The following is a 19,414-nucleotide window of genomic DNA, read 5'->3' as shown; positions in this document are numbered from 1 at the left end:
CCCCGATCTGCAGGCAGTAGCCCGCGGACGCTTCACTCCCCCGAACGCGGAGAGGAAAACGGACCTTTGACCATGCCTGTGAGGGCAAGGGAGAAATACCGCGAGCCCATCGTGCGAGTGATCTCCCTCAACCTGGAGAGAGACGGAGGCAAGGACACAGCAGACGGTGCCTTCCCACAGCGGTGGCTTGATGCCCACGAAGGGATACTCGCGCCGCGGCGTCCCGACATCGTGCTCCGGCAGGCGGCCACCTACAGCCATCTCGACGGCGAGCGGCGGCTTCGGGCCGCGGAGGACGCCCTCGGGATGAAGGGCATCCTGCCCCCCAACGGGTCAGGCCGAAATCCCACGGCGATGTTCCTGCGGCCCGAGACATTTCCCTCGACCGAGATCCTCTACGACTCCGACGCGCAGCGTGCGTGGTGGCGCACCCCGCCCACCGTCGTCAAGACCCAGCTCGCCGAGGTACCCGACGTCGACTGGGTGATGGTGTCCTGGCACGCCGCGTTCAACTCACCCCGCGGCCGGGAGCGTGAGACCGAGGAACTCACCACGTTCGTCGACAAGATGAAGGCCGGTACCGCCTTCCTCGGTGGAGGCGACTGCAACGAGTTTCCGCTGGAGCCGGGCGAGAAGGTCCCGCACATCGACTGGACGAGCCAGCAGATCACGGACCCGGTGCATGTGCGGCACCGGACCAACACCGGTCCGGACGGCTCCCGGGTGAGCTGTACCTACCTCGACGACACCCTGCTGGGCTGTGGCCTGCACGACGCGGCCCGCTATGCGGCCCGCGTGAACACCGAGGCCCTGAACCCGACCGCGGGACACGCCCCAGGAGCAGCAGGACAGGGCGGCCCCCGGCGCATCGACCGGATCTACCTCGACCCCTGGATCGTCCAGGCCGTCCTGGACGTCAACGTCCTGGACACCACTGGAGTGAGCGATCACCACGGCGTCGAGGTGATCCTTTCCCGCCGCAAGCTCGCCGAAGCCCTGCGCCGCAACTTCCTGCCGCTGGCCCTCTGGACGCCGGCCGGATACGGCTCCCACCACATCCACCACCGAAACACTCGAAGTGAAGGGACGGTTCCCGCATGAGCAGCACGGTGGCGGTCGGCTGCTGGAACCAGGAGGCACCGGCCGCCCCGGCACGTCCTCAACCGAGCAACTTGCACTCCATCGAACGAGTTTGAAAGCCGCCGCCCACCGTCCTCCGCACTCAACCGGCCACATCGGAACATCAGTTCGCCGATTGCCTCGAAATAGCCGTGACGCCCTCGAATCCGACGCGTTTTTTAGAGCACCAGTGCCACCCCGACCCTCAAACGGAGGACACCATGCATCCCGTACCCGCCTCCACGCATCGACCTCTCGGATTCGAACAGCGGCAGCCCGCCACTGATCTTGCCGTCGCTGCCGTGCACGGTGTTGGCGTCCTCTCCCTCGGCGGGGCACAGCCGGATTCCAGGTGGGCGGCATGAGTGAGACCACGGGTGCAGCCCAGCCGCGAAACGACGTTCCCGCGCCGCGGTCCGCCCCTCTCCCGCTGCCGCCCTCCTCGGCCGAGAGCATTGCTCAGAACGAGGACGGCGAAGGGATGGTCGAGGCCTGGTGGCTGGTACACCAGGGAGCCTCCGCCCGCACCAGCGTGTGGAAGATCCTGGCAGAGCTGCCCCGCACCGTGCGGCAGATCGGCGCCTTCGCCTGGCGGGCAAACCGGACGGCCACCATCGCCCTGGCAGTGCTGCAGGCCGCCTCCGCCGTGATGTCCGCCTTCGGGCTCGTCGCCACGGTGGGGGTGGCCCAGCACATCTTCGCCGACGGTCCCACCCCCGACCGCGTGCGCGCCGCAGCCCCTCAACTGCTGCTCGTAGTCGGGCTGCTGTCGGCACGCGGCCTGCTGGAGTACGGAGTCACGGCAGCCCAAGGCAGGCTGACACCCCTCATCCGCGCAGCCCTGGAAGGCGAGTTCTACCGTCTCACCTCGCATGTGAAGCTGGAGGCGGTCGACAGCCCGACCTGGCAGGACGAGTGCTACCGCGCGCGCAACCAGGGGCTGCACTACGCGCGGCAAGTCATCGGCCAGGTCGTGACGCTTGCCTCCGCGCTGATGATGCTGGTCGGCACCGCGAGCGTCCTGGCATTCCTGCATCCGGTGCTGCTGCTGTTGCTGCCGCTGTCCGTCCTGCCGGTCGGCGTGGCCTCGGTGAAGTCCGCGAAGGCCCGTTTCCACAGCTTCCGGCGGTTCAACGAGATGTCCCGGCGTACGGACGTGTTCTCGTGGCTGATGCTGGACCGCGACGCCGCGGCTGAACTGCGCTCCCACACCGCCCAGCAGGCACTGCTGGACGAGCACGGGCGGCTGACCGAAGAGATCACCGCCGAGGACATCCGGCTCAACCTCGACGAGGCCCGCCTGTCGCTGCTCGGCCGCGGCGCCGGCGGGCTCGGGATGGCCGTCACCTACGTGGTCCTGGGCCTGATGCTGATCCACGGCTGGCTGCCGCTCGCGGCCGGCGCGGGAGCGGTGCTGGCCCTGCAGAGCGCCCGCTCGTCCATGACCCGCGTCGTGGACGTCGCGCACCTGCTGTACGAGACGAGCCTGTGGGTGGGCGACCTCCTGGAGCACCAGGAGCGGTGCCGGAGGGTGTTGCCGCGCCGCACCGGGACGGCGGCCCCGAACACGGTCAGGAGCATCACCCTTGACGGCGTGCACTACACGTATCCCGGCAAGGACAAGCCCGCGCTTGCCGGGATCACCATGACGGTGAACGCCGGAGAGACCATCGCCTTCGTCGGCCCCAACGGCTCAGGCAAGAGCACCTGTTCGAAACTGCTGGCCGGGCTGTACGACCCGACGGACGGCGCAATCTGCTGGGACGGCACGCCCACGACGCACTTCGACACCGAGTCCCTGCAGGCCCGGGTCGCCTCGGTGCTGCAGGATCCGACGCGCTATCCGTTCTCCGCCCTGTCCAACATCACCGTCTCCAGGGGCACCCTCACCCGGGCCGACCCGGAGCGGGTCCTCGAAGCCGCCGTCGCCTCCGGCGCGGACCAGGTCATCGCCGGTCTGACGGGTACCTGGGCGGCGACCCTGTCCAAGCGGTTCAGGGGCGGCCAGGAGCTCTCCGCCGGCATGTGGGCGAAGATCGCTGTTGCCCGCGGCGAGTACAAGGACGCGCCGGTACTGCTCCTGGACGAGCCCACCGCCAGCATGGACCCCCGAGCCGAGCACGCCGTCTACCAGACGGTCCTGCACGGCACCCGCCATCCGGACCGCATCACCGTGCTGATCTCCCACCGGCTGGCCTCGGTCATCGGCTGCGACCGCATCTACGTCTTCGACAACGGCACGATCATCGAGGCCGGGACGCACGAGGAACTGCTCGCCCTGGGCGGTGAGTACGCCGGGATGTTCACCTTGCAGGCCGCCGCTTACCAGGCCGCGCCGATCGCCGCCGAGGAGGTCGGCACGTGACCCCGGCATCCGACCACGCATCCGGCCCCGGCCCCACCCACAAGGACGCTGCCGTGCCGCCCGCCCTGACCGAGGTCAACAACCTCGTCCACGCCTACCTGTCACGCCATCCAGGCGACCTCACGCGACTACGGGGCTTGTTGTCGCTGCTCGACGAGGAGGCCGTCGATCCCACGAGCCGTTCCACGCTGCCCGGGCACATCACCTGCAGCGCGGCAGTGATCGACCAGGACCTGCGCGTACTGCACGTCCGCCACAACGCCAGCAACCTGGTCCTGGCCCCCGGTGGCCACATCGAGCCCAGTGACCGCACCCTGCTCGCCGCGGTGCTGCGCGAGGTGTGTGAGGAGACCGGCATCGGGCCCGGCGCCCTGTGCCTGATCCCGCAGTTCCTCGACATGCCTGTCGACATCGACGTCCACGACATCGACGCCCGCCCGGACAAGAGCGAACCGGCTCATCGGCACTACGACGTCCGTTTCGCGTTCTACCTCGCCTCCGGCCGCTCACCGGCAATCGCCGTCCAGGACGACGAGGTCTCGGGAGCCGAGTGGCGTCCGCTCGCCGAGGTCAGTTCCCCGACACTGCGCGCCAAGCTCCTCAATGCGGACCTCGACGGCCGGCCGGAGCCGGTGAACGCATCCGCTCTCATCCACGACGGAGCGGGCCGCTATCTCTTTCATCTGAGGGACAACTTCGAACACATCTGGGAGCCGGGGGCGTTCGCGCTGCTCGGCGGCGGCAAGGAACCGCAGGACCTGTCACTGAAGGCGACCCTCCTGCGCGAGTTGTCCGAGGAGGTACCCGGTCTGCACCTGTCCGACCTGGTGCCCTTCGCCGTCGAGGAGGCGACCTCCGTCGAGGGGTTGCGCGTTCCGATTCAGGTCTTCGCGGGCCGGTGGACCGGCGACCCGGACACGCTGCCGTTGCACGAGGGCGTCCTGCTGCGCTGGTTCGCACCACAGATGCTGCACCGGCTGCGGCTGAGTCCGTCGACCGCCGACCTCGTCTACCGACACGCTGCCCAGTCCGGACTCCCGCGACCGGCCATCGTCAACGCGACGGTGCCCAACGTGATCGGCGTCCACCTGTATCTGGAGGACGACCAGGGCCGGGTCCTGCTCGGCCTGCGGCACCCCGACTCGCCCTACGCCGCAGGGGCGTGGCATTTCCTGGCGGGCCATTGTGAGCGGGAGTCGGCCATCCAGTGCCTGGTGCGCGAAGCGCGCGCGGAGGCGGGCCTGGTCATCGATCCGGCCGACGTCACCCACGTGCACACCGTGCACCTGTGCGAAGCCCCCGAGGCCGAGCCTCGCATGCAGGTGGTGTTCCGCGTCCGCTCCTGGACGGGCACTCCACTACTGCTGGAGAAGGACAAGTGCCTCGCATGGCAGTGGTGGCGGCCGCAGCACCTGCCCGAGCCGATCGTCCCCTACACGCGGCACGTCATCGAGCAGATCCTGGCCGGTCAGTCGTACTCCGAGACGGGGTGGTGAGCAGTGACCTCCCTGAACACCGGCTCGGCCCAGACAGCGGCAACGCCGACGCGGACGGCCCCGCCCATCGCCTCGGACTCGGCCACGGTGGTGGATCCGGCCGCCGCGCGCGCCACGATGGTCTCCCGCCTGGAGGCCGAGGGCGCGCTGAGCCTGGGCGCGGTCCGTGCTGCGCTGCTGAGCCTCCCGCTCGAGGAGCTGATCCCTCAGGCGTATGTACGGCGCAGTCCTGACGGCGAGACGCCCAAGCGCTGGGAGCTGCTGGACTGGTCGGCGCCGCAGGACCGGCCCGAACTGCAGGGGCTGCTGTACGACGGGGGCAGCGTGCCCGTCCAGCACGACGGTGAGCAGCTCCTCGGCCGGGCACGCGGGGTCCGCTCGGGTGCGTCGATCACGTCGATGTCGACGCTCATGAGCCTGACGGCCATGCTCCTGGAGGAACTGGACCTCCGGCCCGGTCAGCGGGTGCTGGACGTGGGCACGGGCGCGGGGGTGACCGCCGCGGTGGCCTGCCGGGTGTGCGGTGACACCGGGGTGGTCACCCTCGACCGGGACCAGCACCTCACCGACGCCGCTGCCGTGCGGCTCGCAGCACTCGGGCTGCGGCCGACGGTGATGTGCGGGTCGGGCCAGGCGGGGTGTCCGGGCCTGACGTTCGACAGGATCTTCGTGTCGTACGCGGTCTCGAAGGTGCCGGCCGCATTGGTCGAGCAGCTCGCTGCCGGGGGCCGGCTACTGGCGCACGTGACCTCCGCGTCCCCGTCGTGGCCTGCGCTCGCCGTCGTCGAACGGGACCAGGGCGGGCGGTTGCGGGCGGAGTTGCGCGCGGTGGAGTCCGGCCACCGCGCCGGCCACGGCATGGACCGGATCTACCTCGCGGAAGAGTTCCGCACCCGGATCTCCACCGGCCAGGGGGACTGGACGCAGCGAAGCAAGCTCGCTCCTCCCGCGGACACCGACAGGGGCCTGTGGCTGGCGGTCGACCACCTCCTCGGCGGCACCCTCGTGCGGGACTTCACCGCCGAACACCTGGCAGTCGGCGCGCCCGGCTGCGGCTCCTGGCTGCGCGTCGAACCAGTGAGCGCCCGGCGGTGGAACGTCATCACCGCGGGGCCGCGCGACCTGTGGAAGGAGATCCAGGACGTCACCGACCGGTGGCGGGCGGCCGGCTGCCCCGACCGCTACCCGCTGTCGTTCAACGCCGACGGCACCCAGCGGGCCTCATCGCCCTGCGGCCGCTTGTCCTGGCCCCTGCCGGCATCCCGTCCGGCCGATCGGAGCGCATCCACGTGACCTACGACGACCAGCCCTTTCCCTCGGTGGATCCGGAGAAGGAGGCGCTGTTCGCGGCAGCCGCCGCCGAGTATGCCCGCTACCGGCCCGGGCTGCCTGATGAGGCTGCCCGCCTGCTGGCCGACACCCTCAGCGAACTGCCGTACCCCATGCTGCTGGACCTGGGCACCGGCACCGGGCAGATCCCGCTCGCCTTCCTGGCCGCCACTCCCGGCGCCGTGCTGGCGATCATGGGGGACGGAAGCCTCAGGACCCACCCGCCCGACCGGGCCCGCGCCCGGCGCGAGCTGATCCAGCACCGCCTGGGAGCCACGCGCCGGGCGGGCGCCGTCCGCAACTACACCGAGCCCGGCGGCCGGTTCGAGGAGGGCCTCGCCGCATCAGCGTGGAGCGATGTCACCCAGCACCGCATCCCCATAACCCGGGCCTGGACGCCGCAGAGCGTGCCCGGACATCTGCGGACCACGTCCTTCGCGGGCGCGGACCTCTTCGGCGACGATCATGCCGTCCTCGAAGCCGACGCCCGGGCGCTGCTCACCACGCAGGCCGGCGAACGGCCCCTGGTGGAGAACGCGGTGTTCACTGTGCTGCTCGCCCAACGTGGCGGAGGTGCACGGTGAGCGGATCGAATCGCTGGCCGGCGGCTGCTGAAGATGCGCGGAGGCTGCGGGACCGGATCGCGTGCGTGCTCCGCGGCCGGATCGAAGACGGTACGTATCCGGTGGGCTCGGTGTTCCCCGCGCGTCGGCTCTTCGCGGAGGAACTCGGGGTCAGCCGATCCACCATCAACAGCGCCTGCCGGGCGCTCGCGGAGGAGGGGTACCTGCTCTGCTTTCCCGGACGCGGACGCGGAACCGTGGTCCTTGATCCGCTGCACCCGCCGACGGGTCCCGCCGTCGTGGCGCCCACGGGCGAGGCCCGGACGGAGTCATGGCCCCGCCCGGGCTCGAACCGGGACACGGCGAACCACGTCGCGGCGGAGATCAGGAAGCGGATCGCCGACGGCACGTACCCACCGGCTCGGCGCATACCGAGCGTGCTCCAGCTCGCCGCCGAATTCGGTGCCCGGACGTGGTTGGTCAGACAGGCACTCACCGTGCTCAAGGAGGAGAGACTTCTGTATTCCCACAACCCCAACGGGCACTTCGTTGACCCCGATGTCCGCAAGGCGAGGAGCACGGCGGCACCGGTGCCACAAGGGGCTGGCGCGACCGCAGTGCACCACGGTGACGGCGATGAACCCCGCGGGTACGTCCCGCTCTCGCCGGGCGGCACCGGCGGTGTCCGGTGAGCGGCGGGCGGCACACCGAGCCGCTCGAGGCCGAGGCCCTGGCCCGGGACGCGGTCCGGCGTGGGGAGGAGGAACTCGGACAGCGGCACGAGGCAACACTCGGTGCCCTTCTCGCGCTGGCCTGGGTCCGCTCGCACACCTCTCCCGCGCAGTGCGAGCAGTGGATCCGCGAGATCCGCGACGCGATCGGGGACGCGGTGGGCCGCGTTCATCCGCTCAGTTGGTCGGCGCAGCACCTGCTGGTCCTCACGCTGCGCACTCTGGGCCAGTGGAAGGAGGCCGAAGAGGCCGCCCGGGACCTGATCGCGTCACGGACGCGCCATCAGGGCACCGGGCACCCGCACACCCTGCGGATCCGCTGCGACCTCGCCCTGGTCCTCCACGCCGCCGGCCAGCAACAGGAGGCCATCGCGCTGGCCGATGAGGTCCTCCAGGAGAGCCGGCAGGTCCTTGGCCCGCAGCACCCGGACGCCGAGCGCATCCGCCTGGACCATCAGGCCATCACCAGCCGGTAGTGGTGGCAACCGCCGCCCGGCCTCACCAGACCCTGGCGCAGGGATCTCTCGCTCCAGCGCGCCCTCCGTCCGCCGGGCCCCCTCGCTCCACGGTCTGCACCGCATCTGCCCTTGAATTGCTACGAGAAGAACGAACGAGCGTGATGAACCACAATCCATTGAACGACGGCAGTAGGAGCCCGGACGAGCCGGGCCTGGCTGAAGCGTTCGTCACTGCACGGCCGAGCGGCGCCTCCGGCACCGTGTCGATTCCGGCTCCCCGGTCGGCGCCTCTATCCGGCGGGGCTCCGGCAACCGGCAGCCGGTTCTGGGCGCTGAGACCGGAGGCCCCTGACTATCCCGGGGTGCGGCGGGAGAGGAACTGGGGAGGCGTGCGGGTGTACCAGGGCGCGCGGTTACCCGCGGCGCTGCGCGGTTTCGCTGCCCCGGCGCACACCTTCGAGCGGCTGGCTGAGGATGTCCTCAACGGTGTCCCCGTGGTTCCCGCCGCGCGGCAGCACTCCCGGCCGCAGCTGCATCCGTACCAGGTCCCGCGGGTGGAAGCGATCGACGCCGCGCATGCCGGCGGCTGTCCGGGGTATCTGCTGGTCGCGCCGACAGGCAGTGGCAAAACGGCCATGGCGGTGGGCGGGCTGGGCCACCGCCCGCTCGACACGGTGCTGGTGATCACCAAGCACGGCATCATCCCGGCCTGGCTGCGCAGTATCGACGCCTTCGGCGCCGGCCAGCGCTGGGTGGTGATCAACCCTGAGCGGCTGTGGAAGGTGTTCACCCACCACCAGCTGGTGCTGGCGAATCTGGCGCCGGAGCGGGCCGCCGAGATCGCCGCGGCCGAGGGAGTCCCCCACATCCCGTTCGACGCGGTGGTCGTCGACGAGTCGCAGATCCTCGCGCACCCCGAGTCGCTGCGTTCCCGTCTGGTGCACCGTCTCGCTCATCCGGAGCGCGGCCGCCCGCCGTTCTTCCTGGCGGCCTCCGCGACACCGTTCTCCTTTCTGTCCGAGACGGCGTACGCGGCGGAGCTGATCGCCTATGCCGCGGGTGCCGAGCCGCCCGATGACCTTATGGGCGGGGCGTATCTGGACTGGCTCGCCTCGCTGCGGGTCACCGGCGACGACGGTGTCGCGCGCACGGTCAGTGACGTCGAGACGGTCAAGGAGCTGCTGTACCGGCGGGGGGTGGGCTCGTCCGCGACGGTCCAGGACCTCGGGCTGCCGGCCCAGCACCGCGAGCTGCACGCGATACGCCTGTCGGAGGCCGACCGCCGCCGCTACGACATGGCGTGGGGGCAGTTCCTGGCCGTCCATGATCCCGTCGCGGGGCCGGCGGACGACGAGGAGGAGGACGCCTCTTCGGCGCGCGGCCGGGCTCTGCAGCTGGTGATGCAGGCCAGTCTGCTCAAGGCGCCGCATGTGGCCCGTCACGTGGCCGCTCTGGTGGCCTCCGGCCATCAGGTGATCGTTCCGGCCTGGTACCGGCGGACGGTCGGGGCGCTGGTCTGGCACATCGTCCGAGCACTGCGCGAGCGGGGGCTGCCGGAGCAGGTCGTGGAGATCACCGGCACGGAGCCGGGTCTGCGTGAGCGCCGCCGGATGGCCTTCCAGCTCGGGCGGGCGCGGGTGTGCGTGACCAACGTGGTCGAAGGCATCAACCTGCACGCCGGGGAGGCCGATGTGGACGGCCGGGGTACCCCGGCCACCTCGGCGCCCCGCCGTACCGTGATCGCGGATGTGCTGACGGGCGGGAAGCGGTTCCTGCAGGCGGAAGGACGCGGACAGCGCGACGGCCGCCAGGCACCGGCGGACTACCTGGTGGCGTGGGACACCAAGGAGCAGGAGTGGCTGGCCCAGGCGTTGTCCGCCGCGGCCAGTACCCAGGACCTGGCGCATGCGCCCGCCGACGCCGAGGCCCTGCTGCGGCTGTGCGCCCAGCTGGAAGACGACGGTGCCGGCGGCGACCGGACTGCGCGTGTGCCGGCCGGGACGGGCCTGCGATGAGTGGACGCGTGATGCCCTGGAGCGCGGCCGACCAGCCGTGGATCGACGTGTTCGACGATCGCGGTCAGCTGCGGACGCTGTCGGCCGGGGCCGTCCTGGAGGAGGCCGCACACGTCCGTCTTGCCTGCCCGGATCCGCTGCTGAAGGCCGCGACGGCCCGGCTGCTGACCGCGTTCGGCTACGCGGCCGGACTGGCACCCAGCACGCACGAGGAGTTCCTCGACCGGGTGAACGGCGGCATCGATCCCGCCCCGGCAGCCGCCTGGGTCCGCGCCCACGCCCGTGACCTCGACCTGTTCCACCCCACCCGGCCGCTGTTCCAGGACGGGGCCCTGCACGCGATCCGCGAGGTGCGCGAGACGCGGCTGCCGGTGCTGGCCTTGGATCACACCGCGGCGACGAGCCGGCCTCTGCTGTCGGATCACCGGCACGCCCATGTACCGGCCGCGGTGCCGGCCGCCCGGGCATTCCAGCTGCTGCTGGTACAGCAGATGTGGGCGACGGGCGGGAAGATACCGATTCCGGACAACGTCTACGGTGCCAGAGGCAGTTTCGGACGGCCCGCCCCCGCGACGGGCAGCATGGTGTGGTGGCCCTCCGGCACGGTCGCCGAGCTGCTCGCCTGGCGCCTGATTCCGGTACCGGCGGGCCTGGGGTCGGCCGGCTGGACGTACCGGCTGCGCGGGCCGGCGGGTGCCGAGTGCACCCCGGACGGTGAACTGGACGGCCTGACCTGGCACGAGCGGCGGGTGCTGCTGCTGCCCGACTCCGACGGGCTGGTGCGCGAAGCGCTGTTCTCGCAGGGCCTGCGCCGCGTGAAGGACTCCGGGGCGGCCCACCTGCGGCCGGGGTGCCGGGACCTGGTCACCACGGCGAGCGGGAAACCCGTGCCCGCGCAGGCCGTCACGGGCGAAGACGATCTGGTCGCGCCGCTCATGCGCTGGTGGACGGCGCCGGACGGCAGCTGGGCCGCGGTCGTCCGGGACACCATCGCGCAAACGCGCCGTGCACCCGACGTCACGGTCGTCGGCCTCGGCATCGAGAGTCACGCCAAGATCTGTTTCCAGCGCGAACTCACCCTGCCCGCCTCCTTACTGACCGACGAGCGGTCCGCACACGCGGCGCGCTCGGTCTTCCACTTCCGTGCGCGCGCCCAGGAGGCGGCCTCGCCGCGCACGGCCCTCTCCACCCTGCCGGTTCCCGGCTTCGGGAGTCACCTCATCCACCAGGAGCCGTACGTGAACGCCGACATCCCCGCCCAGGAGGAGGCCCTCTTCTCGCTGGCCCGTCCCGCCCCCGGCCAGAACCTCGCCTGGTACGGCGACAAGACGGCCGCCCTGGCGGCTTGGTCCCTGCGTTCTCGGCCGGCCGAGCAGCAGGGGGACGAGAAGGAGGAACCCGGTGGGGCAAACGCTTCGGTGTCAGTGCCCGAGGCGTTGCCCGATGCCGGCTTCTACCGGCCCGAGGAACTGGACGACGACGATGGCCTGTTCTCGACCGGCGACGGCCCGTCCTTCCAGACGGACTGGGACACCGGCGAGGCGGAGGCCGAGGATCCGTGCCGCGTCCTGGTCGCGCGCCTGTTCGGCTGGGCATCAAGTCCTCATCAGCGGGCGGTCATGAGCCAGCTGGTGCGCTGGACGAACCTGCCGGACATCAGCAACCCGGCCATCGACCGCGTCACCTTCGGCCTGCCCGTGCACCTGCACGAGGCGGCTCTGCTCACGTCCGGGCTGTTCGCCACGCACCGCCAGCTCAACCCCCGGGCCTCGCTCTGCGGGGGCGCCTCCCTTCCGCGGCTGGCCCGCCGGCTGGGCTTCAACGGCAGACACGGGCCGTCCCATCCGGCAACGCACGTCGCAGTGCGGCTCGTACTGAACACCCGACAGGTCAAGCCGCTGCGCACCCGTCTCGCACCGCTGCTGCGGCAGATGGCCGCCCAGAACCTGACGCCGAACTGGTTCAGCCTCGTCGAAGACCTGACGCACTGGGATCAAGCACGCCCCCGGTGGGCCGAGCTCTTCTACACCAACGCGCCGGTCCCCTCCCCGCACCTCTCGCCCGCTTCTGCCCACTCCCTCAAGGACAGCACTTCATGAACACCGCCACCGCCACCGACCTGGCCCCCGACCCGGAGGCCGCCCGCGCCCAATTCATCGACACCGCGGGTGCGCCCGGACCGTTCGTCGTCGTGCACAGCCTGACCCCGCTGCATGCGGTCAACCTCAACCAGGACATGTTCCAGATGCCCAAGCAGGGGCTGTGGGGCGGCGTCGAGCGGATGCGGGTCTCCTCCCAGGCCCTCGCCCGGGCCGCCCGGATCTGGGTCATCGAGCACACTGAGAAAGAGCGGCCCACCGCCGGCCGCAGCCGGCTTCTGCCCCAGCAGACCGCGCGCAGACTTCAGGAGAGGGGCGTCGATGCCGCGGACGCGGTTCCCGCTGCCGCCCTCATCGTGGCCGCCGCCGGGGTGAACATCTCCCAGACCAACCCCGAGCGGACGCGCACGGTGTCCCTCATCCCGGCCGACGCCCCCGACCGGCTCGCGGACGTCGTCCTTCGCCACTGGGACGAACTGGCCGAGCAGCGTACGGCGATGGAGGAGCTCATCTCCCAGGCCCTGCTGGGCAAGGTCCCCCGCAAGACCAAGGGCGAGAAGGCCCTCAACCCGGCACAAGGAATTCCCGAGGAGGTCGCCACCGCCGCCCGCCGCGCTTTCGACCCCTCCCTGATCGACTCCATCGCGCTGTTCGGCCGCATGCTGACTGAACTCCCGGACGGCACGGTTCCCTCCAGCGTGCAGATCGCACACGCCCTCAGCGTCGACCCCATGAACCTGATCGCCGACGACTTCACCGTCCGCGACGACTGGCAGGACCACGGCGTCTTCGGCTCCGCCCACATCGGCCAGCAGTACCTCGCCTCGGGCACCCTCTACCGTTTCGCGGCACTCGACCGGCGTGAGCTGCGGCGCAACCTCGCCCGCAGCGGCGCCGACCCGGAGGTGACCGAGCAGGCGGCGCAAGAGGCCGAGCGGGCCTTCGTCACCGCGATCGCCTACGCCCTGCCCCACGCCCGCCGCAGCCGCACCGGATCCGCGGTCCGGCCGCTGCTGATCGTCGCGGCCAGCTGTGACCAGCCCCTGACCGCGGACGCGGCTTTCGAAGTCCCCGTCCCCGACCCGGTCGGCCCCAATGCCGCCGAACGACTGGCCCGCTTCCTCCACTCGGCGGGCGTACGCGCGGGCGTCGCCCGCTGGCACTCCCCTACCGACGACACACCCCCTGACCTGCCCCCCACACTCACCCTCGGGACGCCGTGATGCCCACCGTCCTGCTCCGGCTTTCCGCCCCGTACCAGGCCTGGGGCCTGCGCTCCCGCTGGGAGGAACACGCCACCGCGCCCCGGCCGACCAAGAGCGGCGTCCTGGGTCTGGTGGCCAACGCCCTCAGCCGCGACCACGGCGACGACCTGAGCGATCTCGGCCGCCTGCTGTTCGCCGTCCGGGCCGACCGGCCCGGAGCCGTTCTCGTCGATGAACAGACCGCCGGCGGCGGCTTCTTCCCCCTCACCCCCCTGACCGCCTCCCGGCCCAAGACCGACAACAACCCACACTGGTATGGAGCCCCCCGCCGCCCCGAACTCGGTGTCACCGGCGTCCTGGAGGTGTCCCACCACGCATCACTGCGCGACCCCGTCCTGATCACCAAGCACTACCTCGCCGACGCCGCGTTCCTCGCCGGCCTCACCACCGACGACACCGCACTGGCCGACCGCATCCTCCAAGGGCTGCACCGGCCCAGCCGGCTGCTCTTCCTCGGCCGCCGCTGCTGCCCGCCCGCCCACCCCGTCGGCCACGGCCTCACCCACCACGGCCTTGACCAGTGGCCACACCGCATCGCGCTCCTGCCGGAGGCAACCGACCCCCACCCCCGCGTGTGGACGGAAACCCCGCCCGGGCCCGGCAGCGAACCCAGCCCCGAACAAGCCCCGAGCACCGTCACAGCGCGCGACCACCGGCTGCTGCACCTGCGCACCACCTACGCCGCCCCACCCATCCGCCCGGAGAACAGTCCGTGACCACACCATCCCCGTCGCTGCCCAAGACCCGCTCCACCCTGTCCGTGTGGCGCTCCGGGCTGACCCTGTCCCCCCAGACCCAGCGCGACGCCCTCAACGTCAACCGTCTTCACGGGCTTGTCCTGAAGGGCATACCAGCCCAGCCCGGCGCCGACCGGCCCGCCCACGTGCTGTTCGCCGCCGCCCGCGGCCCACAGCGACGCCCGCGGACCGCATCACCCGCCGCCGGTCCTCCCACGCGAGTGCTGGTACAGAGCCCCGGGCTCCCCGACTGGCAGCCGCTGCTGACCTCCGGTCAGGTCACCGAAGCAGCAGTCACATTCGTTCAGCAGACTTACGGCGAGGGCGACCGCATCGCGGTGCGGATCATCGCCAACCCCACCTACCGCAACCTCATCACACGGCAGCGGACCGCACTGACCGATGCCGCCGACTGCGCCGCCTGGCTCCACCAGCGCCTCACCGACGGCGGCATGCACGTTGCCCGCAACCACATCACGGTCGGTGACCCCGTGGTGCTCACCGGCCGCAAAGGCCCCCACCCCATCACTGCTGTCTGCCGTGAACTGCAGGCCCACGGCACCGTCACCCACGCCCACGCGCTCCACACCCTCCTCGCCGAGGGGCTGGGGCCGGCGAAACCCTACGGATGCGGACTCCTGGTCGCCCGCCCGCTAGAATGAACCAACAGGCACATGGCCTCTCACCACATCAGTGGTGCTGTCTCCGGGCGCTTATTGCTCCATTTGGGCGGACGCTCAATTCCCCACACCCGTGGGGCTGTCTCCGGCCACCTGTACGCGGAACTGGGAAGGCACCCCCATCCCCACACCAGTGGGGCGCACGCCTCGCTGCACTCGGCCACGGCCTCGCCGACGACGACCCGGTCACCGTGACGGGGCGGCACTTGCGCACCGACCGCCCCATCCACCCCTACAGCGCCGACCGGGCCCGTCCTGCCCCTCGGGCTGGAGCCCCTCCTCGGCGAGTGGTCGTACCACCGCATCAGCCTCTGACACACCGGCGGCCGGCCGGCCACGGAGATGGACATCATGACTCTGTGGACGAGTAGTTCCCCGCTTCACGTAAAGGACTTCCCCGGTCGTCGTCTTCGTTGATGACCAGGTCAGGACGCACGCGTTCGGCAGGCGGTAGGGCTGCCTTGGGAATCGCGGGGCTGGTGGTGGCTTTAACGCCCTCACCCGGATACTTGGCAGGCATTCCGTGGACGGCGATCGTCTGCGATCCCCGCACCAGGAGCATCGGGAGCGAGAAGGCGGCACGACCGGTCAGCCAATCGCTGATCACCGTGTCGAGCGCGTTGCCATCGATGCGCTGCTAGCGCAGCTGGCACGGTTTTCCGTTGTGGTGATCAGTGAACTCGACACTCCATGATCGGCGGAAGCCGTGTCTGTACGTGTATCTGCCACCGTCACATGCCGCCCACCACCATCGGCTTGGGGCATCCGGCCCACGCCGGTGGGTTCGGACCGATTGCGAGAACGACAGAGCCCTGACGCCGGCGGGCCCGGCGGACGGGTCTGTCATCTTCTTGGGAGAGTCGGGCTGGGTTGCGTGTCCGGCGGTGCGGATCTCGGATGTGTTCCGCGGTACTTCGCCACGACATCGCGGTTCAGACCCATGTCGTCAGCAAGTGCTCGGTCGTCGCGTGGTTGCTGAGGCGACCGCCAAATCAGTAGCCCGGTAAAGGCCCGGGTCAACCAAAAGATCACGTAGTACATCTGGGCATGGACGGGGAATCCGCTATCCGCGAGGTCCTGGAGCTTGGCGTGCTGCATCTGCAACAGGCGTGGCCGGAACTTGGCGGGAAGCAGCCAGGTCACCGCTGTCGCCATCCGAAACGCCGCCAACGACGGCATTGAATGGCGTGCGGCCATGGCCGGACGCTCGCCCGGTGTGGCGGGTTCCGTTCGGAACAGCTGGTCGAGTGCCCTTCGCAGCTGCTTCACCTGGTAGCGGAAGTAGATCTTGTCCTGAGGAAGGTCCGGGCCCTTCGGTTTGGTCAGTGCGCGGAAGAATCCTCCTGCGGGGCGCTTGGGAAAGCACTCGCGATGGCGGCACAGATCGCTGTCAAGCCTGTCGAGGAGCTCGCGGACGTATTGAAGCGACGACAGGTCGGCGAAAGTGTCGCCGTGGTCCAGGGCGCGGCGCAGGGCCTGAATGCGGCGGATCGCCGGGGTCAAGTCGTCGTAGTAGAGATAGATGATGCCGAAGTTCAGTTCGGCGTCGATTTTGCGGATCCGGAAGCGGGCCAGCTGTCGCGCGAGGCGATTCCGTGCCTGGCGCAGGTCGTCCCGCTCGGTGAGCAGGAGGTCCCCGAGGCGGCGCAGTTCGTCGAGGAGGGTGACCCCGTCGAAGGGCTGTCTCTGATCCCACCTCGCCAGAATGTCTTCCAGTTGCTTTTCGCCGCGTTTGAGCAGCGTGAGGTACCGGTCGGCACCGTCCTGGGTAAGGGCGTTGGTCACCGTCTCGGCGACGACCTGGTCGGTCGCCAGCCGTGTAAGGAGCCCAAGGACCCGCGTAACCTGCTCGTCGGAGGGCAGGTCCAACACCAGGCCCAGCAGTTTCGGTTCCTCGTCGCGGCAGACTCGAAGGATCAGTTGTTCGCCGACAGGGTCTGGGCGCAGCGGGGTGTACACGCTGTCGCTGGTGGCCCCTTGACGCCAGTATCGGCCGCGCAGCCACTGGTCCACCTGATCCCGCAGGATGGTTGTGACGAGGATTTATAGTTGGCACAAAAGATGGATAGTTGGCACCATGATCACGATCGTCCTTCGAGGCGGCTGCGCCGTGATACGCCGGTTGGAATCTGGTCACGAGGTTGGAACCAGTGCGGTCGGCGCCGACTAGGCTCACTTCCATGTCCGAGCCAGCCCCAGGTCCTCGCGTGCGGTCCCTGATCAATCGGCTCCGGCTGGGGGGGAGCTTGGGAAATGGTGAAGGGCACCGCGCTTGACGGAGCGGGCGTGCTGGTGCGGCCCGTACGTGCTGAAGGGGAGAAAGCCAAGATCGCTCGGATTCCTCGGCGTGAGGCATCAACGTGTCGGACGGGGTATCCGTCCGAGCCGTTGGACGTCGGCCAGGAGGTCAATGTCGCGGTCGCCGCCGAGCCCACCGACAACAAGAAGGCGCCTGGAAAGACACGCAACACCGCCTTCGACGACCGTGGTCCCCGGGCCGACTCCGAATCCTCGGCAGAAGTGGCGTATTGATGCAGACGCCGCCCACCGGTGCCATGCCTCGCAGCCTGATCCCGCTGCCGGGAGAGAGCATGGCCGGCTTCATCCTGCGTCTGTCTCATCGCCTGCACGTCGCGCCCAGCAAGATCACCTGGCGCACGGGCCTGACCCCCTATCGCGTCGCAACCGGAATGTCGCCCGTCCGTCACCTGCTCATGATGGAGCCTCCCGAGGCCGCCGCGTTCGCGCACGCCACCCGCATGTCCACCACGGCCGCCGAGCAGCTCACGCTCCTGCCCTATCTCCGCCGCTATCCGCCCGTCGCCGAGGCCCTCACGCGGCAACCGGGGGACCCGCCCCGGGCCCGGAACCTCTTCCCTTCCTGGCTCCTTGTCGGTTCCACCCGATACTGCCCGGCGTGTCTCAAGGGTGATGGGTCCGGGATCCAGGAACGATTCGGTGGCGCCTGGAAACTGCTGTGGCACCTGCCCGTCGTCTTCGCCTGCCTGGAGCACCAGGTTTTGCTCCAGGACACGTGCCCGGCCTGCCGGCACCTCGCCCAGAGCCGACACCGTGAGGGCCGCATCAAGCTCGTTCCGTCACCAACGGCAACAGGACTTCACCCGCTTCAATGCCGCAACAGCAGCACCAGCATCACCGCCGGGAGAACATTCTGCGGTCACCGGCTCGACGACAGCAGCAGCCTCAACCAGGTCCGCCTCAGCCCCGAGCTGGCCCACTTGCAGCGCAAGATCCTCGACTGGCTCAGCCCTGCCACACCTGCCCAGACCGCCTTCCACAAGTTCGCGGACCTGCGGGCCATGGCTTCGATCATCAACGCGACCTGGCCACACAGCGCAGACGCGACCGATCTTCCCGACGTGCTGATGGCAGCCCTGGATGAGCACTACTCCCTACAGCAACAAGCAGCCGAGTCCGTCGGCGGCAAACCACCCCACCGCGACAGCCGCCACCCCAGCCTCTGGAGCACAGAACCGCGCTCCTCAGCGGCAACTGCCGCCCTGCTGGCCCTTGCTGACGCCCGCCTCCAGCACCCCGTCCACCAGATGCGACAGACTCTGATCCCCCTGCTGGAGCACGCACCGGAAATCTCTGACCGCCGCTGGGGCGCCACATGGGCCACTCTGAAACGCGACGCTTCCCCCTTGATCCGGCACGAGATCGAAAACGCCTTCAGGCGGCGCTTCCCCGCCCAACACCCCCCTGGCGCGTCAGACCAACCCGACCGGACCGCCTGCGTCATCCCTGTCCGCGCACGCGGCTATCGCGCCGAGCACATCCCCCAGCACCTGCCAGACGAGTGGATCACCCTCCTCAGTAATGCCTCCCGCCCGAAGCCGCTGCCCCGATCACCGCAGACCAACGGGATGCGGAGAGCGTTCGCCGTCCAGCTCGTCCAGGCCGTCACCGGCATGCGCATGGACGAAGCCGCCCGGTTCCTCGGCATCCCCTCCCACTGGATCGGCGCGTTTCCCGCCCCGCTGCATCCCCTCCGTCTGACCTTCCAGAAGAAGCCCTACGACCTGCCCGGAGCCCTTGAACAGCTCGGTGAACACATCGCATCCCTCTCCGAGCCGATCGACTACCGACAACGCCGCGAGACCTTCACATCCTGGAACCTCACCACTACCGCCTGGAAAAGGATCCGCCGCTCCATGCCCGCAACCGCGTGGGCTGGCCGATCTGGTCGACCAGGGGCGGAGGAATGGGAACTCAGACTCCGCGAATGCTCTTCCGCATTCATCTGGACGCTCCTCACCGGCAGCGAATGGAGGCTCGCACCTTGCTTCCAGCCACCCCACTCGCCCGCCGGCAGGACTTGCACGGTCTCGGAGCACGTACTCGTGAGGAAGCTTTCAGACCTGACAGGGAGCGCCGTCCGCACCGAGCTCGCGGGGGTCCTGCGACGAACCGCCGAGGAGATCCTCACATCCAGGCTTGGACACCGACAGCAACTCTCCATGAGCCATCGAGTTCCAGCGGTCACCGACTGACGTGCACCAGCATCGCCAACTATGTTGAACAGCCCTGCCGATG

At 69.9% G+C, this 19,414-nt stretch carries 16 protein-coding genes; 14 read left to right on the top strand and 2 right to left on the bottom strand.

Annotation, left to right across the window (positions count from 1 at the left end):
• The first annotated feature begins 72 nt into the window (after nucleotides 1-72).
• The 12 genes from ACIQPR_RS09525 to ACIQPR_RS09470 all read left to right on the top strand — a co-directional run bounded on the left by ACIQPR_RS09525 (nucleotide 73) and on the right by ACIQPR_RS09470 (nucleotide 14,839).
• Nucleotides 73-1,101: an endonuclease/exonuclease/phosphatase family protein gene (locus ACIQPR_RS09525; protein WP_403644445.1), complete on the top strand. Its 1,029-nt coding sequence runs from the start codon at nucleotides 73-75 to the stop codon at nucleotides 1,099-1,101.
• 379 nt (nucleotides 1,102-1,480) lie between these two features.
• Complete coding sequence (locus ACIQPR_RS09520; RefSeq protein WP_403644443.1) at nucleotides 1,481-3,484, top strand: ATP-binding cassette domain-containing protein; 2,004 nt, start codon at nucleotides 1,481-1,483, stop codon at nucleotides 3,482-3,484.
• Nucleotides 3,481-4,980, top strand: a complete 1,500-nt coding sequence (locus tag ACIQPR_RS09515; protein WP_403644440.1) for an NUDIX domain-containing protein — start codon at nucleotides 3,481-3,483, stop codon at nucleotides 4,978-4,980. The genes ACIQPR_RS09520 and ACIQPR_RS09515 overlap by 4 nt, the downstream gene beginning before the upstream one ends.
• Nucleotides 4,981-4,983: 3 nt before the next feature.
• Complete coding sequence (locus ACIQPR_RS09510; protein ID WP_403644437.1) at nucleotides 4,984-6,273, top strand: protein-L-isoaspartate O-methyltransferase; 1,290 nt, start codon at nucleotides 4,984-4,986, stop codon at nucleotides 6,271-6,273.
• The gene (locus tag ACIQPR_RS09505; protein ID WP_403644434.1) at nucleotides 6,270-6,893 is read left to right on the top strand and encodes a methyltransferase; all 624 of its coding nucleotides are present in this window, start codon (nucleotides 6,270-6,272) and stop codon (nucleotides 6,891-6,893) included. The genes ACIQPR_RS09510 and ACIQPR_RS09505 overlap by 4 nt, the downstream gene beginning before the upstream one ends.
• Nucleotides 6,890-7,564, top strand: a complete 675-nt coding sequence (locus ACIQPR_RS09500; protein ID WP_403644432.1) for a GntR family transcriptional regulator — start codon at nucleotides 6,890-6,892, stop codon at nucleotides 7,562-7,564. Before ACIQPR_RS09505 ends, ACIQPR_RS09500 begins: the two co-directional genes overlap by 4 nt.
• A complete protein-coding gene (locus ACIQPR_RS09495) occupies nucleotides 7,561-8,079 on the top strand; it encodes a tetratricopeptide repeat protein (protein WP_403644430.1) in 519 nt (172 codons plus the stop codon). The genes ACIQPR_RS09500 and ACIQPR_RS09495 overlap by 4 nt, the downstream gene beginning before the upstream one ends.
• Before the next feature lie 371 nt (nucleotides 8,080-8,450).
• Nucleotides 8,451-10,076 carry a helicase gene (locus ACIQPR_RS09490; protein WP_403644427.1) on the top strand — a complete coding sequence of 542 codons (1,626 nt, stop codon included), beginning with the start codon at nucleotides 8,451-8,453 and terminating at the stop codon, nucleotides 10,074-10,076.
• Nucleotides 10,073-12,175, top strand: coding sequence for a type I-E CRISPR-associated protein Cse1/CasA (locus tag ACIQPR_RS09485; RefSeq protein ID WP_403644425.1), 2,103 nt, complete (start codon nucleotides 10,073-10,075; stop codon nucleotides 12,173-12,175). The genes ACIQPR_RS09490 and ACIQPR_RS09485 overlap by 4 nt, the downstream gene beginning before the upstream one ends.
• Nucleotides 12,172-13,398, top strand: a complete 1,227-nt coding sequence (locus ACIQPR_RS09480) for a type I-E CRISPR-associated protein Cas7/Cse4/CasC (RefSeq protein WP_403644422.1) — start codon at nucleotides 12,172-12,174, stop codon at nucleotides 13,396-13,398. Before ACIQPR_RS09485 ends, ACIQPR_RS09480 begins: the two co-directional genes overlap by 4 nt.
• Nucleotides 13,398-14,156, top strand: a complete 759-nt coding sequence (cas5, locus tag ACIQPR_RS09475; protein ID WP_403644420.1) for a CRISPR-associated protein Cas5 — start codon at nucleotides 13,398-13,400, stop codon at nucleotides 14,154-14,156. Before ACIQPR_RS09480 ends, cas5 begins: the two co-directional genes overlap by 1 nt.
• Nucleotides 14,153-14,839, top strand: a complete 687-nt coding sequence (locus ACIQPR_RS09470; protein WP_403644417.1) for a type I-E CRISPR-associated protein Cas6/Cse3/CasE — start codon at nucleotides 14,153-14,155, stop codon at nucleotides 14,837-14,839. The genes cas5 and ACIQPR_RS09470 overlap by 4 nt, the downstream gene beginning before the upstream one ends.
• 367 nt (nucleotides 14,840-15,206) lie before the next feature.
• Here ACIQPR_RS09470 and ACIQPR_RS09465 read toward each other — a convergent pair whose 3' ends face one another.
• Together ACIQPR_RS09465 and ACIQPR_RS09460 are read right to left on the bottom strand one after the other, a co-directional pair.
• Nucleotides 15,207-15,464 (bottom strand): hypothetical protein, encoded by a 258-nt coding sequence (locus tag ACIQPR_RS09465; protein ID WP_403644415.1) that lies wholly within the window; start codon nucleotides 15,462-15,464, stop codon nucleotides 15,207-15,209.
• A 236-nt stretch (nucleotides 15,465-15,700) separates the two neighbouring features.
• Complete coding sequence (locus tag ACIQPR_RS09460; RefSeq protein WP_403644412.1) at nucleotides 15,701-16,870, bottom strand: hypothetical protein; 1,170 nt, start codon at nucleotides 16,868-16,870, stop codon at nucleotides 15,701-15,703.
• A gap of 240 nt (nucleotides 16,871-17,110) precedes the next feature.
• Here ACIQPR_RS09460 and ACIQPR_RS09455 point away from each other — a divergent pair, with 240 nt between their 5' ends.
• Both ACIQPR_RS09455 and ACIQPR_RS09450 read left to right on the top strand, forming a co-directional pair.
• On the top strand, nucleotides 17,111-17,389 hold the full coding sequence (locus ACIQPR_RS09455) for a hypothetical protein (RefSeq protein ID WP_403644409.1): 279 nt from the start codon (nucleotides 17,111-17,113) through the stop codon (nucleotides 17,387-17,389).
• Nucleotides 17,389-19,371: a TniQ family protein gene (locus ACIQPR_RS09450; RefSeq protein WP_403644406.1), complete on the top strand. Its 1,983-nt coding sequence runs from the start codon at nucleotides 17,389-17,391 to the stop codon at nucleotides 19,369-19,371. Before ACIQPR_RS09455 ends, ACIQPR_RS09450 begins: the two co-directional genes overlap by 1 nt.
• The last annotated feature ends 43 nt before the right edge of the window (nucleotides 19,372-19,414 follow it).

Source organism: Streptomyces sp. NPDC091280, from assembly GCF_044768565.1.
Lineage (GTDB): Bacteria > Actinomycetota > Actinomycetes > Streptomycetales > Streptomycetaceae > Streptomyces.
Note: the sequence above shows the minus strand (reverse complement) of the source record. Positions and strands in the feature narration are given on the sequence as shown.

Coding starts and splice junctions, on each gene's coding strand:
- ACIQPR_RS09480 (WP_403644422.1), top strand. CDS start 12,172: ATGAACACCGCCACCGCCACCGACCTGGCCCCCGACCCGGAGGCCGCC.
- ACIQPR_RS09525 (WP_403644445.1), top strand. CDS start 73: ATGCCTGTGAGGGCAAGGGAGAAATACCGCGAGCCCATCGTGCGAGTG.
- ACIQPR_RS09455 (WP_403644409.1), top strand. CDS start 17,111: ATGGTGAAGGGCACCGCGCTTGACGGAGCGGGCGTGCTGGTGCGGCCC.
- ACIQPR_RS09520 (WP_403644443.1), top strand. CDS start 1,481: ATGAGTGAGACCACGGGTGCAGCCCAGCCGCGAAACGACGTTCCCGCG.
- ACIQPR_RS09485 (WP_403644425.1), top strand. CDS start 10,073: ATGAGTGGACGCGTGATGCCCTGGAGCGCGGCCGACCAGCCGTGGATC.
- cas5 (WP_403644420.1), top strand. CDS start 13,398: ATGCCCACCGTCCTGCTCCGGCTTTCCGCCCCGTACCAGGCCTGGGGC.
- ACIQPR_RS09450 (WP_403644406.1), top strand. CDS start 17,389: ATGCAGACGCCGCCCACCGGTGCCATGCCTCGCAGCCTGATCCCGCTG.